This window comes from Corynebacterium sp. HMSC22B11 (assembly GCF_001815965.1).
Lineage (GTDB): Bacteria > Actinomycetota > Actinomycetes > Mycobacteriales > Mycobacteriaceae > Corynebacterium.
In genome coordinates, this window is the sequence record NZ_KV823522.1 from 61,566 (window position 1) to 77,937 (window position 16,372).

Sequence of the window (16,372 nt, forward strand, 5' to 3'; positions counted from 1 at the left end):
TTGGAGAAGTGTTTCTCTAATTAGACCCAAATGGGGGAAATTCATATCCGCGCTGGCACAAGGCTGTTTCGAAGCTATTCTTCTGCTGTGTGTTCGTGCCGCTGAAAGACGTTAAGTATTTCTTCGGCGCGGCTTTCTCGCCAGAAGTAATAATTCACCCCACGCGTAATGTGAAAGCTTTTTCATGCCTCAATTGACCGCAATTCGCCCGTCGCGCTCGAGCAAGATCGCCACCCGCACCGCTGCAACAGCCCTCGCCGCCGCCCTCGCCGGCGGCATTGCCGCGAGCCCGGCGGTCACCACCGTAGCGCTCGCCGCTCCGGCCGGTTCCTCCCAGGCCGGTACCGCACCTCGAGGCAACCTGCTGCCGGAAAGCTCCGCCACCGGACCCGTCCAGCTCCCCGGCTCCTACGACCCCGTCCCCCACAACGGCGCCCCGCAGCCACAGGCCTTCCCGGCCTCCGAGTACGGCTGGTACCTGTCGGATCTCAGCTCCCACCCTTATGGCAACTACGTCACCCTCATCGACGGCTTCAAGGACCTGCGGGCCAAGCACCCGGGCGTCATGAAGTCCAACCTTGACCAGGTCGCCGAGATCAACAACAACGCCCCCACCGCCCGGATTGCCCAGGCCCAAGAGGACGCCGCGACCTCCAAGGAAGGGGTGCTCCGCATCTTCGCCGATGCCTTCGGCGAGGAGCTCGGCGAGCACTTCCGCCAGGCGCTGAAGGAGCACCGTCTTCCCAAGACCCAGATGCTTTTCGGCGGTGCCACCGCACGCGCCGGGGGAGTGGCCTCCTCCACCTTCATCGAGAAGACCTACTACAACAACGACCGCCCCTTCGTTGCCGCCCCGGAGAGGATCACAAAGCACAACCTGCCGGGCAAGGACTTCTACAGCACCTCGAAATCCTTCCCCTCCGGGCACACGAATCAGTCCACCTGGACCACCACGCTGCTGTCCTATATGCTCCCCGAGTTCGCTCCAGAGCTGCTCGCACGCGGCGCCGAGGGTGGCTACTCCCGCGTGGTCCTGGGCGTGCACTACCCGCTGGACGTTATTGGTGGCCGCATGGTCGGCACCGCTGCCGCCGCGGATCGCCTGAACGACCCCCGCATGCGCGCCAACCTGGACGCCGCCGCCCAGGAGATCCGCGCTGAGCTCGAGTGGCGCTGCGGCGACACCCTCGCCAACTGCGCACAGAAGCAGGCCGAGGCGGGCAAGGGGTACAACCCAGAATCCGTGGATCGCTACACCGAGCTGATGAATTACGGCTTCACCCCGGTCTACTCCGAGTCCGCCCCAATGGTGGTCCCGCAGGCCGCGCCCGCCCTGCTGCTGGGTAAATACCCGAACCTCTCCCACGCCCAGCGCGCCGAGATCCTCCGCCAGACCGCCGGCCCGGCCGGGTACCCGCTGGATAAGCAGGGCCCGGAGGGCTCCTGGCAGCGACTCAACCTGGCCAAGGCGCTCACCGCCCAGGTCACCATCGCCGACGACGGCTCCGTGGAGGTGGCTGGCTAATGGCAACGCTTACTCGCCGCCGCGTCCTGCAGGGAATGGCCGCCACCGGTGGGGTGGCCGCCGCGGGGAGCCTGCTGCCCGCCACCCAGGCAGCCCCCGCCCGCGCCGTGCTGGGTGCGGAGAACTGGGACCCCGAGGTCTTCGCCCACTCCGTCGCCTCCGGTGACCCGACCGCCAGCGCCGTCATCATCTGGACCCGCGTGACCCCAACGAAGGACGCGGTTCCCGGCTCCGGGAAGGGGCCGGACGTCCCCGTGACGTGGGAGGTTGCCACCGACCCCGAATTTCAGGACGTCGCCGCGTCCGGGAAGGTCACCGCAAGCGCCGAGTTCGACCACACCGTCAAGGTCGACGCCACCGGCCTGGGATCGGCCACCACATACTTTTATCGTTTCACGGCCGACCTGGGTGAGCGGAAGGCGACCTCCCGGGTGGGGCGCACTCGCACCGCCCCCGGATCCGGCGACGATGTCAGCACGATCCGCTTCGGCGTGTGCAGCTGCTCGAACTACGAGGCCGGCTTCTTCCGCAGCTACCGGGACATGGCCGAGCGCGATGACCTGGAATTCGTCCTGCACCTGGGCGACTACACCTATGAATACGAGACGGGCGGCTACACCGGCGTGTACGGCCAGCAGCCCCGCACCGTGGAGCCCGCGCACGTCACCCAGACACTCGCGGACTTCCGCATCCGCCAGGGTTGCTACCGCAAGGACGCCGACCTCGCCGACCTGCATGCAGCCAAGCCGATGGTCTGCGTGTGGGACGATCACGAGTTCGCGGACAATAACTGGCGCGAGGGTGCGACCGGGGAGAGCTTCAAGAAGGGGGACGACTACCCGGCGCTAAAGGCAGCCGCCTCCCGCGCGTACTTCGAGTGGATGCCCGTGCGGGTGCGCCCCGAAGCGCGCGCCCAGCACCTCTACCGCACCCTGCAGTACGGCCCATTGATGGAGATCATCATCCCGGACCTGCGCTCCTACCGCGATGCGCAGCTGATCCAATCCGGTGACCACCTGCTGGACTCCGACCCGGACTTCATTCGCGCCGCCGGTCGGGAGGGCCGCACCATGATGGGGCGCAGCCAGTTCGAGTGGTTCAGCAACGCCATCAAGTCCTCCACCGCGAAGTGGCAGGTCATCGCCAACGAGGTGATGTTCGCGCCGATGACCCTGCCGGCGACCCTGGACCCGAAGCTGCACGACTGGCTGGTGGAGAAGATCGGCCTGCCGGAGCAGGGCATCCCGCTGAACCCCGACCAGTGGGATGGCTACATGGTGGAGCGGCAGAAGATCATCGACATGATCGCCGGGCTGCCGGATAAGAACGTGGTCTTCCTGACCGGGGATATCCACAGTTCCTGGGCGAACGATATTCCGCGGGATATTTTCGGCTACCGCACAGGCCAGAACACGAAGGCGGTGGCCACTGAGTTCGTGACCCCGTCGGTGACCGCGAAGAGCGCCTTCGATTCATTGGCGGTCAGCCGCGCCTTCGACGCCGCCACTCGGCAGCTGCTGTACACCGGCGAGAACCTGCTCTCCGGGGTGAACCGTTGGTTCAAGTGGATCAACTTCACCGATCACGGCTACATGGCCGTGGAGGTGGGGCAGAAGGCCACGCAGTGCGACTGGCACTACGTGGACCACGTGCTGGCCAAGGACACCCCGTTCCGCCTGGGCAATAGCTTCCGGGCCGAGGTGGGCTCCCCTGGTGCCCGTAGCGTTGGCGCGGGCCTCAATCGCGCCCAGCGGGTTTATTAGTCCGACCGGGAGCGGGGAAGGGGCGCTTGCTAGAAGCGGTAGACCATGACGTAGCACTCCTCGTGGGGTGCCACGCCGTGGTCGATGAAGCCGAACTTGGAGTACATGCGGCGGGCGCGGTCATTGCCGAAGTCCACCGCCAGGCTGACGGAGTGGTAGCCCTTCGCACGGGCGTGGTCCAGGGTTGTACCCAGTAGCTTGCGGCCGAGCCCAAGGCCGGTCATCGTCGGGCGGAGTGCGATGGCCAGCTCCGGGATGTCATCGGAGATATAGCCCGCGCCGGGCTCGGATTCGGTGAAGATCCGCAGCCATGCAGCGCCCGCGGGCGCGCCTTCGTACTCGGCGATGATTCCGCCCTGCTCCGCGGTCCACATGTCTACGTAGCGGACCAGGTCATCCTGGAAGTGCTCGGAGAGGTCTTTCCCAGGATCACCCCAGGTATCGGTTTCGCGGAACATTTCCGTGATGAATCCGCGGTCGCCCTCGGTCGCGACACGAAATGCGACCGCGTCCGTGTTCGGGCGCTCGGCTGCTGACTCTGCCTGAATTTCCTCGCTCATGCCCCCAAATATAGAACACCGGCGCCGAACCGCGGGATCGAGGATCCGTGCTCGGCGCCGGTGGGCTCCAAAATCTAAGGAGCTTTCAGCAGGTCGGGGATTAGTAGATGTAGACCTTGTCACCCGGCTGCAGGTAGTTGAAGAAGGTCTGGGCGGACTTGCGATCCATGCGCACGCAGCCGGCGGACTGCACGTTGGTCGTGCCCTGGTGGAAGGCGTGACCGTTGTTCGTGAAGTAGACGGCGTACGGCATTGGTGCATTGCCGAACTCGTAGCTGATCTCGTCCTTGACCTTGCGGGTCACGGTGAACATGCCGCGGGGGGTCTCCTGGCCTGGGCGGCCGGTAGATACGACGACCGGGCCGTAGGAGCGATTGCCGCCCCTCTGCAGCCAGGCGCGCTGGGCCTTGATGTCAACGCATGCGTGCGCGGAAGCCGGGCACGGGTTGGATGCCGGGCGTGCCTGCTTCTTCGGGGCCTGCTTCTTTGGAGCTGGCTTCGGGGCCGGCTTCGGCGCACGAGCGGCCTCGCGCTGCTGCAGGGCGCCCGGGGCGACGGCGTTGACGAAGTTATCGATGCCCTGGATCACCGGGGTGCGGAACTGCGGTGGCAGGTTCTTGGCCTGGGCCACCAGTGCGTCGCGGGCGTTCAGCAGAGCGGTTACGCCGTTGGCCTGGGCCTGGCGCAGCTGGGCGTCGAAGTCAGCCTGCAGCTGAGCGATCTGCGGCGGCAGGGAGGACCCCGCCACGGAGGAACCGAGCTGCGGGGCAGCACTGGCCTCGGAGGCGGTGGCGACGGATGCCCCAACGCCGAGGGTGGAGGCGCCGAGCGCGAGGGCAGCAGCGCCAGCGAACTGCTTCTTGGAGGTGTTGGACACCTTGCGGTGCTTGCCGATATAACGAGTCATGCGCTTCAGAATAAACCCATTTGCACGTGAGAGAAAGCTGAACGCGCCGGTCGAGCCTCCTGTTAATGCTGCGTTCAACTGGCAACGCTGCCCGTGGGGCGGCGTGGGGCGAGCCAGGTCCCCCGGGATCCGCCGCTATCGCGTCTCAGTGCTGCCGGACCCCACACCGCCCGCGACGGGAATATTCTCCAGCGGACAAGCGCTAAAATATGTACAGCAAGCATTCAGCAAGCTCCCAGTCTCGGTGGAAGCAGATCGGTGAAGATAGAGCCATGACTACCCCAAACACGCAGCCCGTTAAGGTTCTCGTCGTCGACGATGAGGACAACATCTCCGACCTGATCAAGGTCAGCCTGAAGTTCCAGGGCTTCGACGTGGAGACTGCTGACAACGGGCAGACCGCGCTGGAGATCGCGGAAACCTACCGCCCCGACGCCTTCATTCTGGACGTCATGATGCCCGGCATGGATGGCTTCACCCTGCTCAACAAGCTCCGCGAGGCCGGCCACGACGCCCCGGCCCTGTTCCTCACCGCCAAGGATGGCGTGGAGGACCGCATCCACGGCCTGACCATCGGCGCGGACGACTACGTCACCAAGCCCTTCTCCCTGGAGGAGGTCATCACCCGACTGCGTGTGATCCTGCGCCGCGTGGCCAAGGACGACTCCGAGGAATCCAGCCTCATCACCTACGAGGACATCACCTTGGACGACGACATGCACGAGGTCACCAAGGCCGGGGAGGTCGTGGACCTGTCCCCGACGGAGTTCCAGCTGCTGCGCTACCTGATGGTCAACGCAGAGGTCGTCCTCTCCAAGTCCAAGATCCTGGACCACGTGTGGAATTACGACTTCGGCGGGGACGGCAACGTCGTCGAGTCCTACGTCTCCTACCTGCGCCGGAAGATCGACACGAAGGAGCCCCGCCTGATCCACACCGTCCGCGGCGTGGGTTATGTGCTGCGTAAGCCACGCTCCTAGGTTTTGCCTGGTCGATGGCTTCCCTCCCTGAGAATTCGGACGTCCCCGCCACCGGGACAGCGAACCCCGCTGGTTCCCCTGGCGCGGACGATGCCGGCACCGCTGACTGGCCGGTGGACGAGGATCACGGTGAGTTCCAGCGCCCCGGGCGCTTCCTGTCGAACTTCCCGCTGCGTGTCAGCCTTGTCGTCGTCATGACGTTCCTCGCCGCACTCGGCCTATCCTTTTCCGGCGCGGTGACGACCTCGACGTTGCAGCACTTCATGGTCTCGCGCGTGGACGATCAGCTCAATAGCGCGATCAACGGCTGGGCCTACCGGACCACCGACGACGAGCGCTCCTACCAGGACAAGCCCGGTAGTAGCACCCCGCAGCCCAACCGGCCGCCCACGGATTTCTTCGTCCGTGTGGTGGACGGCGAGATCTCCATCGAACCGCTGAACTCGGTCTTCGATTCCGCCCCGGAGCTGCGGGGATTGGAACAGCCGAGGGAGCCCGTGACGGTGCCCGCTCGCGCGGGTAGCGCGTCCCACGCCCCGTGGCGGGCGGCCTCCGTCGAGAACGAGGACGGCACCGTCACCATCGTCGCCCTGCCCCTGGAGGGCGAGGAACACACCATCCGCAGGCTGGTGTACCTGCAGATCATCATCGGTTTCCTGGTGGTGGCGTCCATCATGATCGTCTCCCAGTACCTGGTGCGCCGCGCCCTGCGCCCGCTGAACCAGGTGGAGGAGACCGCTTCCCTGATTTCCCAGGGGCACCTGGACCAGCGCGTCCCGAACTGGGAGCCGGACACCGAGGTCGGTCGACTGGCGCAGGCCTTCAACCGGATGCTCGCGCAGATCCAGGGTGCGTTCCTCGCGGTGGGTGCCTCCGAGCGCCAGGCCCGTAAGTCCGAGGCCACGATGCGCCGCTTCATCGGGGACGCCTCCCACGAGCTGCGCACCCCGCTGACCTCCGTGCGCGGTTACGCGGAGCTCTACCGCTCCGGGGCCACGGACGATGCGGACATGGTCATCGGCCGAATCTCCGACGAGGCCGAGCGGATGGGGCTGCTGGTGGAGGACCTGTTGGCCCTGGTCCGCATGGACGAGGGCCGCCCGCTGCAGAACCAGCGCGTGGACGTGCTGGAGCTGGCGCTGCGCGCCGCCGACGGGGCCCGGGCGGGCTTCCCGGGGCGCAACATCGGCGTCGAGAATCACTATGGCTCCATCCCGGTCGTGATGGGCGACGCCAACCGCCTGCACCAGGTGATCAGCAACCTGCTCACGAACGCGCTGAAGCACGCCGGTGAGGACGCCAGCGTGAAAATCAGCCTGCTCAAGACAAGCCCGGAGCTGGTCACCATCGAGGTCCAGGACGACGGCGAGGGCATTCCCGCCGACGCCCTGCCGCATCTCTTCGAGCGTTTCTACCGGCCGGACGTCTCCCGCTCCCGCGCCTCGGGCGGCTCTGGGCTGGGCCTGTCCATCGTGCAGTCCCTGGTCAAGGCGCACGGCGGGGCGATCACCGTGGACTCCACGGTGGGGGAGGGCACCACGTTTAGGGTGCAGCTGCCCGTGGCGCCGGAGGATTCTCCAGCGCGAATTTCACCAGAAGACTGACCTTTTGGTTGCGGGGCAGCATATTGTGCGCCACCTGCAGCTGCGGGTAGAAGTCCTGCACTCGCACCAACCGCAGCGGGCCCGGATGCTGCGGGATACCACCGGTGGGTTCGGCATCGCCCAGGGCGAAGGCCGCGTTGAGGGGGACCAGGCGGTCGTAATCGGAGGCGATCTGCGTGATCGGCACGGTGCACTCCCCAGCCGGCGCCAGTGCATCGGCCAGCGCGGGGGAGCCCACAACCTGCTCCGCGAAGGCAGGAGCCATGACGGTGCTGATCACCCGGTTGACCAGGGCCTCCCGCGCGGTCCCGGACCAGGGCATGTGCACGCCCCGGAAGTCCGCGCCCAGGCCCACGATGTGGTTGACTGCCTCCCCGCCGGGGCGGCTCGCCACGGCCAAGGAGATCAACCCGCCCTGGGAGTGGGCAACCAGGTCGAAGGACTCCGCTCCGGTGGCTTCCTGGAGCGCGGCGATCTGCGCTCGGGTTTGGGCGATGGATTGCGCCAACGGCGTGGTTCCGTTGTCCCCATAGCTGACGGAGAACACTCGCCGGTCCCGCCCGTCGAAGGTGCTGCGCAGGTAGGGCACCATGCGCGCGAAGTTCCCGCGACCACCCACGGTGCCGTGCACCACCACGATGGGGCGCGGCTCGGAGGGCAGCACCCGGTGGGTGGGGGATTCATTCCATTCGCCCAGATCCGGGATGTGAGCCAGCAGCGAGCGCCGCGGGGTAGCCTCCTGGCCCAGACCGGAGTGCAGGATGGGGCTGCGACCTGGGTTCCGGGGCGTAGATGGGGACATATCGTTCTAGAGCGCTGGTGTTAGGCCTCGTCCTCCGGCACGCCAGCAACCCCCTGGCTGCGCAGCTCCGCGCGGATCTTCGCCGCCGCATCGTCCATCTTTTCCGGGTCCGTCTGATCCATCGGGATGATGTTCTGCAGGCTATAGCCGGACATGTCGGAGGCCGGGAACAGGTGGATGTGGGTGTGTGGCACCTCGAAACCAGCGATCATGTAGCCGCACCGCGGGGCGTTGAAGACCTCGCAGATGGCCTTGCCGATCACCTGGGCGACCTCGTTGAGCTTGCCCCACAGCTCGGCCGGCACGTCGGTCCAGCGGTCGATCTCCTGGGTCGGGACGACCAGCACGTGGCCGTAAGCGACCGGCTCGATGGTGAGGAATGCGGCGACCTCGGCGTCGCGGTAGACGAAGCGACCCGGCAGTTCGCCGTTGATGATTTTCGTGAAAACGGTAGCCATACCTCGTGATGTTACCCGCGAAACCATCGGCGAACACCGGCTTTGGGGCAGCGTCGCGTCGCGATGTCCGGCTGGCTCGCTAGACTGGGACACTATGCGCATTCTTGTACTTGGCAGCGGTGCCCGCGAGCACGCATTGGCTTATTCCCTGTCCCGCGATGAGTCCGTCTCTGAGGTCCACGTGAGCCCCGGCAACCCGGGGATGAAGGCCATCGCCACGCTCCACCCGGATGACTCGAATCCGGTGGGCTTGGCCCAGGAACTCGGGGTGGATCTGGTCGTGATCGGCCCGGAGATCCCGCTGGTCGCGGGCGTGGGCGACGATCTGCGGGAGGCGGGCTTCGCGGTCTTCGGCCCATCCAAGGCCGCGGCCCAGATCGAGGGGTCCAAGGCCTTCGCGAAGGACGTCATGGCGCGCGCCGGGGTCCGCACTGCCTCGGCGGAGTCTCTGCAGCCGGGTACGTCGGATGCCGAGATCGAGGCCGCCCTGGACCGCTTCGGCCCCCGCTTCGTCGTGAAGGACGACGGCCTGGCCGCCGGTAAGGGCGTTGTGGTCACCGACGACCGTGCTGCCGCACGCGCCCACATCGACGACGTCCACGCCGCCGGCAACCCGGTGCTGTTGGAGAGCTTCCTCGACGGCCCGGAGGTCTCCCTGTTCTGTCTGGTGGACGGCGAGACTGTTGTCCCGCTGATCCCGGCGCAGGACTTCAAGCGCGTCGGCGAGGGCGATACCGGCCCGAACACCGGCGGCATGGGCGCCTACACACCGCTGCCGTGGCTGCCGGAGGGCGGCGTGCAGCGCATCGTCGACGAGGTCTGCATCCCGGTGGCCAAGCAGATGGCCGAGGACGGAGTGCCGTACTCCGGCCTGCTCTATGCCGGGCTGGCCTGGACCTCCAATGGTCCTGAGGTCATCGAGTTCAACTGCCGTTTCGGTGATCCGGAGACCCAGCCGGTGCTTCAGCTGCTCGACACTCCGCTGGCTGGCGTGCTGAACGCCGTCGCCACCGGCTCGCTCGCGGAGCTGCCGCCGCTGCAGTGGAAGGACGGCTACGCGCTGACCGTCGTGCTTGCCGCGGAGGGCTACCCGGAGTCCGCGAAGAAGGGCGGGGTCATCACGGGCGCTGAGGCGGGCAGCGAGGCCCGCGGTGTCCGCGCCGCTGGTGTGGCAGAAAAGGACGGCGCGCTCGTCGCTTCTGGCGGCCGCGTGCTCAACGTGGTCGGTGAGGGCGCAACCCTCGAGGAGGCCCGCGAGAAGGCCTACGCCACCCTTGCCACCATCGACCTGCCGGGCGGCCACTTCCGCAAGGACATCGCCCTGGCCGCCGTCAAGGGCAAGATCACCGTCCCCGGCGAGGGACAGGCCTAAGCCAGAAGGCTAGAAACCGATGCCCGAAGGACACGTGATTCACCGGCTGGCGTCCCAGCTCAATCAGCTGTTCGCCGGCCACGCCCTGCGCGTAACCAGCCCGCAGGGCCGCTTCGCCGAGGAGGCCGGCGCGCTGACCGGTGACATGCTCGACCGGGCGGAGGCCTGGGGCAAGCACCTGTTTTTAAGCTTCGGCAACCCTCGTAACCCGCACCGGCGGGCGGATCACATCATCCACGTCCACCTGGGGCTGATCGGCGCCATGGCCGTCGAGCCCTTCACCGGTGGCCAACCCCGCGGCCAGGTGCGCCTGCACCTGCACCGCATCGACGCCGAGGGCGGGGAGGACATGTGTACCTGGGGCAACGCCGTGGAGGCAAACCTGCGCGGCCCCCAGTGGTGCCGACTCATCACCGACGAGGAGATGGACGCCGCGGTCGCCCAGCTCGGCGCCGACCCGCTGCGCTCCACCGGCCCGGAGGTAGACCCGGAGAACGCCGCGAAGCTGGCGGAGCTCGATGACTTCCTCTCCCGCTCCCGCCGCAGCATCGGCTCGATCCTCATGGACCAGGCCCGCTACGCCGGGGTGGGAAACATCTACCGCGCCGAAACCCTCTTCCGCCTGGGCATCCACCCGGACGTCCGGGCCTGCGACCTGGCGGCGGAGGAACGCGAGAATATTTGGCAGGACCTCGTGGAACTCATGGCCGAGGGTGAGGCCAGCGGGCGGATCGACACTGTGCGCCCCGAACACACCCCGGAGGCGATGGAGCGGGCTCCCCGCAAGGACGACCACGGTGGCGAGGTCTACGTGTATCGGCGCGCCGGGCAGCCCTGCTACGTCTGTGGCGAGGAGATCAGCCACCGCGTGGTGGAAGGCCGGAACCTCTTCTGGTGCCCTGGCTGCCAACCCGTGGCATAGCCCTTAAACCGCTGGTCGCCAGCCCCTCGGCGCAGCCCCGTGCCGCTGTGGGATAATGAGGGGCGTGACTGCTGCAAAGAAGAATATTTCCAACGTCCTCGCCACCCGCTACGCCTCCCCGGAGATGACCAACCTGTGGTCCCCGGAGGAGAAAATCAAGATGGAGCGCCAGCTCTGGCTCTCCGTGATGAAGGCCCAGAAGGAACTCGGCATCGAGATCCCGGCCGAAGCCCCGGCTGCCTATGAGAAGGTTCTCGACCAGGTGGACCTGGGCTCCATCGCCGAGCGGGAGAAGGTCACCCGCCACGACGTGAAGGCCCGCATCGAGGAGTTCAACGACCTCGCCGGCTTCGAGGAGATCCACAAGGGCATGACCTCCCGCGATCTCACGGAGAACGTGGAGCAGCTGCAGATCTACCGCTCTCTCGTGCTGGCCCGCGATAAGGCCATCGCCGTCCTGAATCGGATCGGTCGCCTGGCCGGCGAGTACCAGGGGCTCGTGATGGCGGGCCGCTCCCACAACGTCGCAGCGCAGGCCACCACCCTGGGCAAGCGCTTCGCTTCCGCGGCCGATGAGCTGCTGCTGGGCCTGGCGCGCGCCGACGAGCTGCTGGCCCGCTACCCGCTGCGTGGCATCAAGGGTCCGATGGGCACCGCGCAGGACATGCTGGACCTGCTGGGCGGCGACGAGGCGAAGCTCGCGCAGCTGGAAACGCAGATCGCCGACGGTCTGGGCTTCCGCCAGGTCTTCAACTCCGTGGGCCAGGTCTACCCGCGCTCCCTGGACTTCGACGCCCTGTCCGTCCTCGTGGAGCTGGGCGCGGCGATGAGCTCGCTGTCCATGACGATCCGCCTCATGGCGGGCAACGAGACCGTCACCGAGGGCTTCAAGGAGGGCCAGGTCGGCTCGTCCGCGATGCCGCACAAGATGAACGCCCGCTCCTGCGAGCGCGTCGGCGGCATGCAGGTCCTGCTGCGCGGTTACCTGACGATGGCGGCCGACCTCTCGGGTGCCCAGTGGAACGAGGGCGACGTCTTCTGCTCCGTCGTCCGCCGCGTCGCCCTGCCGGATGCCTTCTTCACCTTCGACGGCATGTGCGAGACCTTCCTCACCGTGCTCGACGAGTTTGGGGCGTTCCCGGCGATGATCGAGCGCGAGCTGGAGCGCTACCTGCCTTTCCTGGCCACCACCCGCATCCTCATGGCTGCGGTGCGCGCGGGCGTAGGCCGCGAGACCGCCCACGAAGTCATCAAGGAAAACGCGGTGGGCATGGCGCTGGACATGCGCGAGCGTGGCGCGGAGCAGAACCTCATCGAGCGCCTCGCCAAGGATGAGCGTCTCCCGATGAATGAGCAGGATCTCCACGACGCCCTGGCCGACCGCAAGGCCTTCATCGGTGCGGCTGAGTCCCAGGTCGCCCGCGTGCTGGACCGCGTGGAGTCCATCGTCCAGGACCACCCGGACGCAGCGGCCTACACCCCTGGCGAGATTCTCTAAACCGGCACCGCTCCCACGCAATTCGGTAAATTCGAAGGCGTGGGAGCATTGATTTGGTTTATCGCAGCCCTGGTCCTTGCCGGTCTGGAACTGGCGGCCGGGGAGTTCACCCTGCTCATGCTGGCCGGCGGCGCGACCGTCGGTGGCCTCGTGGAGTGGGCGGGCGCGCCGACCTGGGCGGCGATCGTCGCCTTCGGCATCGCCACTGCTGGGCTGATCCTGTTCCTGCGCCCCATTCTTCGCCGTAGGATGCACGGACCGAAGGTGCTCGATACCTCCCAGCAGGCCTTGGTCGGCGCGACCGCTGAGGTTCTGGAGGACGTCGGTGCCCGCGGTGGGCAGATCCGCCTGGACGGTTCCATCTGGTCCGCTCGTTCGATGGACCCGTCCCAGAGCTTCTCCCGGGGCGAAGAGGTTCACGTCATCGATATTGATGGCCCGACCGCTGTCGTGTGGAAGCGCGAATAGCGGGAAATCAGTCCGTGAAAGAACCAACCAGGAAACGGTAAACACATGTCCGGCATGATCTTCCTCTTAGTTCTGTTGGCTTTCATCGCCCTCGTCGTGGTGAAATCCATCGCCCTGATCCCCCAAGGCGAGGCGGCCGTCATCGAGCGGCTTGGTAGCTACACCCGCTCGGTCTCGGGTGGGATCACGATCCTCGTTCCCTTTATCGACCGGGTCCGCGCCCGGGTGGATACCCGCGAGCGCGTGGTTTCCTTCCCTCCGCAGGCGGTCATCACCCAGGACAACCTGACGGTGGCCATCGACATCGTCGTGACCTTCCAGATCAACGACCCCGCTAAGGCCATCTACGGGGTGGACAATTACATCGTCGGCGTGGAGCAGATCTCCGTCGCAACCCTTCGTGACGTAGTCGGCGGCATGACGCTGGAGGAGACGCTGACCTCCCGCGAGACGATCAACCGCCGACTGCGCGGTGAACTCGATGCCGCGACCGCCCGGTGGGGCCTGCGCATCAGCCGAGTCGAGCTGAAGGCAATTGACCCGCCGCCGTCCATCCAGCAGTCCATGGAGATGCAGATGAAGGCGGATCGCGAGAAGCGCGCGATGATCCTCACTGCCGAGGGTCGCCGGGAGTCGGACATCAAGACCGCTGAGGGTGAGAAGCAGGCCCGCATCCTCTCCGCTGAGGGTGAGAAGCACGCCGCCATCCTGGCCGCCGAGGCCGAGCGCCAGGCGATGATCCTGCGCGCCGAGGGTGAGCGCGCCTCCCGTTACCTGGAAGCACAGGGTGAGGCGAAGGCCGTCCAGAAGATCAACGCCGCCATCAAGGCCTCCAAGCTCACACCGGAGGTGCTGGCCTTCCAGTACCTGGATAAGCTGCCGAAGCTGGCCCAGGGCGAGGCGTCGACGATGTGGATGATCCCGTCCCAGTTCGGCGATTCCCTGGAGCAGTTCGCCAAGGCCTTCGCCAAGAAGGACGACGAGGGCGTGTTCCGCTACGAGCCGGGCCACGTGGACGAGGACACCCGCGAGAAGGCCGAGGCGGATGACACGGAGGAGTGGTTCTCCACGGCCTCCGACCCGGAGATCGCCAAGGCCGTGGCCGCGGCGAACGCGGTGGCCAATAAGCCGGTGGAGGAGGATCCAATGGATCCGGCTCCGAAGCCGCAGCACGCTCGTAAGGAGCTCCCGGCTGAGCCGGTACAGCAGCCCGCCCCGCAGGGCGTGGATCCGCAGAATATGTGGACGAACCCCACGAATTAGGGCGCACCTGGGGGAGGGCCCGGCGGGGGTCTAGCCGGGCCCAATCGCGGTGCTACACTGTCTAGCCATGCGACCAGAATTGTCTGATTACGAGCACATTTCCGCGGGTAAGGTCCGCGAGATCTACGAGATCGATGCAGAGCACCTGCTGATGGTCGTCACGGATCGGATCAGTGCCTACGATTTCGTGCTCGACACCGATATTCCAGACAAGGGGCGGGTGCTCACCGCGATGAGCGCCCACTTCTTCGAGCAGATCGACTTCCCGAACCACCTCGCGGGCCCGCTGGATGACGAGCGCATCCCCGAGGAGGTGCTCGGTCGCGCCATGGTGTGCAAGAAGTTGGACATGGTTCCCTTCGAGTGCGTGGCTCGCGGCTACCTCACCGGCTCCGGCCTGAAGGAATACGAGGCCACCGGCGCGGTCTGCGGCGTCAAGCTCCCGGAGGGCCTGGTCGAGGCCTCCAAGCTGGACGAGCCGATCTTCACCCCGGCGACGAAGGCAGAGGTCGGGGATCACGACGAGAACGTCGGCTTCGACGTCGTCGTCAAGGACTTGGGGGAGGACCTCGCGGAAAGGCTGCGCACCGCAACCCTGGAGATCTACTCCCAGGCCGCGAAGATGGCCGAGGAGAAGGGCCTGATCCTGGCCGACACGAAGTTCGAGTTCGGCCTGGACAAGGCTGGCAACCTGGTGCTCGCTGACGAGGTGCTCACCCCGGACTCCTCCCGCTACTGGCCAGCCGACGGCTACGAGGAGGGCAAGGTGCAGCCGAGCTTCGATAAGCAGTTCGTGCGCAACTGGCTGACCGGACCGAAGTCCGGCTGGGATAAGAATGACGGTTCCCAGCCGCCGGAGCTGCCGGGCTCCGTGGTGGAGGCAACCCGCGCGCGCTACGTGGAGGCCTACGAGCGAATCTCCGGCAAGCGTTTCGCCGACTGGATCGGCAGCTGCGTCTAAAACGCAGCCTGCACGGCAGGAAGCGCTGAACCCTCGGCTTAGCGCTCCTCCGAACTCGCCGGGGCGGTTGGAAAAGACCCCGGATAAGGCTCAACCCCGCTCAACCATGATGGTTGCGCGGGGTTTATGCGTTGCGCAGCGGATGACCGCGCTGCGCGGACGGTGTGGCTGGGCGCCTAGACGCGAGCGGTGTGCTTAGCGACCTCGGTGATGCCGTGGTGCGTCAGGTGGAATGCCAGGTTGCGGTGCTGCGGGGCGACGTCGATGATGCCGGTGATCCAGCGGTCGCGGGCGCAGGTGTCGTGGCCGGTGGTCATCGGCTTGATGTCCACGAAGGTGGAGCGGGTGTCGCGGGAGGCGTTGGCCGCTGCGCGCTGCAGGGCGTCCTCCACCGGGCGAGCCTTGACGATCAGGGACGGGGTGCCCTGTGGCAGCAGGTTCAAGTAGCAGGTCTGGCCGGCCGGGTTGGTGATCCGCGGGTAGCCCAGGACCTTCACGCGGGCGTTCGGGGCCAGGCGCTTGACGTGGTTGACGGTGTTGCGGATGGCCACGCGCAGGTTGTTCTCGATCTGCGGGATCGGCATCTTGTCGTTCAGGATGTACGGGTAGGTGTCGTTAGCACCGGCGAAGATGACGACCTCGCGGGTTGCACCGTTGAGCTTGCCGTCCTGGCGAGCCTTATTCGCCAGGCTGGTGATGTGTTTGCCGCCAGTGCGGAAGGAGGCGCCGGAGCAGGAGTAGTTGTCCACCGGGGCACGCTTGACGGATGCGTAGGCGTGCTTGAAGCGGTCGTCGGAGGCGCAGCCCACGCCATTCATCGGCTTCGGGTCGAGCGGGATGCCGCGCTGGGTCAGGTAGTGCTGGACGGTCGGGTTGGCCATGATCGAGTCGCCGAGCAGCACAGTGTTGCCAGGTGCTGCGGAAGCTGTGGCAGGTGCCAGCATGGCGCCGAGAACAGCAACCACGGAGAGGGCGAGGGCCTTGAGACGCATATTCATCCTATCTGTGGATTGGTGTAGAAGATTCGATGCTCGTTACAGCCGGATTGTATTTGCTTCCCAGAGAAAATGAAACAAATGAGCCTTATTGGGGCGCAAGTTACAGAAGTTATGCAATTTACTGTGTCGTCCCGATGGTTCTGGGGCGTGCCTCTGCGCAGCTCACCGGGTTCGTGATCCGTGTCCGGTGCGGGTGCTAGCTTAGGGGCTTAGCGAAACCGGGAGCTGCGTGCGGACTGGCTGCCTGCCGGGAAGTGTTCCCCGCAGGTGGTGACCAAAACTGGCTGCCAT

At 66.3% G+C, this 16,372-nt stretch carries 15 protein-coding genes; 10 read left to right on the forward strand and 5 right to left on the reverse strand.

The features are described 5' to 3' along the window. The first annotated feature begins 184 nt into the window (after positions 1-184). Together HMPREF3088_RS09380 and HMPREF3088_RS09385 are read left to right on the forward strand one after the other, a co-directional pair. Positions 185-1,525 (forward strand): acid phosphatase, encoded by a 1,341-nt coding sequence (locus HMPREF3088_RS09380; protein WP_070759715.1) that lies wholly within the window; start codon positions 185-187, stop codon positions 1,523-1,525. After that, entirely contained in the window at positions 1,525-3,288 is a 1,764-nt protein-coding gene (locus HMPREF3088_RS09385) for an alkaline phosphatase D family protein (protein WP_070759717.1), read from the forward strand. The genes HMPREF3088_RS09380 and HMPREF3088_RS09385 overlap by 1 nt, the downstream gene beginning before the upstream one ends. Before the next feature lie 29 nt (positions 3,289-3,317). On the opposite strand, the gene HMPREF3088_RS09390 is transcribed toward HMPREF3088_RS09385, so the two are convergent. Together HMPREF3088_RS09390 and HMPREF3088_RS09395 are read right to left on the reverse strand one after the other, a co-directional pair. Then, positions 3,318-3,848 (reverse strand): GNAT family N-acetyltransferase, encoded by a 531-nt coding sequence (locus tag HMPREF3088_RS09390; protein WP_070759718.1) that lies wholly within the window; start codon positions 3,846-3,848, stop codon positions 3,318-3,320. A 100-nt stretch (positions 3,849-3,948) separates the two neighbouring features. Beyond that, entirely contained in the window at positions 3,949-4,755 is an 807-nt protein-coding gene (locus HMPREF3088_RS09395; protein WP_070759719.1) for a L,D-transpeptidase, read from the reverse strand. 272 nt (positions 4,756-5,027) lie between these two features. On the opposite strand from HMPREF3088_RS09395, the gene HMPREF3088_RS09400 reads away from it, so the two are divergent. Further along, entirely contained in the window at positions 5,028-5,735 is a 708-nt protein-coding gene (locus HMPREF3088_RS09400) for a response regulator transcription factor (RefSeq protein WP_070759720.1), read from the forward strand. Positions 5,736-5,749: 14 nt separating this feature from the next. After that, on the forward strand, positions 5,750-7,339 hold the full coding sequence (locus HMPREF3088_RS09405; protein ID WP_070759722.1) for a sensor histidine kinase: 1,590 nt from the start codon (positions 5,750-5,752) through the stop codon (positions 7,337-7,339). Here HMPREF3088_RS09405 and HMPREF3088_RS09410 read toward each other — a convergent pair. Beyond that, a complete protein-coding gene (locus HMPREF3088_RS09410) occupies positions 7,278-8,141 on the reverse strand; it encodes an esterase/lipase family protein (protein WP_070759724.1) in 864 nt (287 codons plus the stop codon). The two genes, HMPREF3088_RS09405 and HMPREF3088_RS09410, sit on opposite strands and share 62 nt — an antisense overlap. A 20-nt stretch (positions 8,142-8,161) precedes the next feature. Further along, on the reverse strand, positions 8,162-8,599 hold the full coding sequence (locus tag HMPREF3088_RS09415; protein ID WP_210401522.1) for an HIT family protein: 438 nt from the start codon (positions 8,597-8,599) through the stop codon (positions 8,162-8,164). A gap of 94 nt (positions 8,600-8,693) precedes the next feature. Between HMPREF3088_RS09415 and purD the strand changes: the two genes are divergently transcribed. From purD to HMPREF3088_RS09445, 6 genes are all read left to right on the forward strand, one after another. Next, a complete protein-coding gene (purD, locus tag HMPREF3088_RS09420; protein WP_070759728.1) occupies positions 8,694-9,971 on the forward strand; it encodes a phosphoribosylamine--glycine ligase in 1,278 nt (425 codons plus the stop codon). A gap of 19 nt (positions 9,972-9,990) precedes the next feature. Then, the gene (locus HMPREF3088_RS09425) at positions 9,991-10,893 is read left to right on the forward strand and encodes an Fpg/Nei family DNA glycosylase (RefSeq protein ID WP_070759731.1); all 903 of its coding nucleotides are present in this window, start codon (positions 9,991-9,993) and stop codon (positions 10,891-10,893) included. A 55-nt stretch (positions 10,894-10,948) separates the two neighbouring features. Beyond that, positions 10,949-12,391 (forward strand): adenylosuccinate lyase, encoded by a 1,443-nt coding sequence (gene purB, locus HMPREF3088_RS09430; protein ID WP_070759733.1) that lies wholly within the window; start codon positions 10,949-10,951, stop codon positions 12,389-12,391. A gap of 39 nt (positions 12,392-12,430) precedes the next feature. After that, complete coding sequence (locus tag HMPREF3088_RS09435) at positions 12,431-12,859, forward strand: NfeD family protein (RefSeq protein WP_210401523.1); 429 nt, start codon at positions 12,431-12,433, stop codon at positions 12,857-12,859. A 45-nt stretch (positions 12,860-12,904) separates the two neighbouring features. Continuing rightward, positions 12,905-14,122 (forward strand): SPFH domain-containing protein, encoded by a 1,218-nt coding sequence (locus HMPREF3088_RS09440; protein ID WP_070759737.1) that lies wholly within the window; start codon positions 12,905-12,907, stop codon positions 14,120-14,122. A 67-nt stretch (positions 14,123-14,189) separates the two neighbouring features. Then, positions 14,190-15,083, forward strand: coding sequence for a phosphoribosylaminoimidazolesuccinocarboxamide synthase (locus HMPREF3088_RS09445; RefSeq protein WP_070759739.1), 894 nt, complete (start codon positions 14,190-14,192; stop codon positions 15,081-15,083). 176 nt (positions 15,084-15,259) lie between these two features. Here the strand turns inward: HMPREF3088_RS09445 and HMPREF3088_RS09450 are convergent, their stop codons facing one another. After that, positions 15,260-16,075, reverse strand: coding sequence for a GDSL-type esterase/lipase family protein (locus HMPREF3088_RS09450; RefSeq protein WP_070759741.1), 816 nt, complete (start codon positions 16,073-16,075; stop codon positions 15,260-15,262). Between the last annotated feature and the right edge of the window lie 297 nt (positions 16,076-16,372).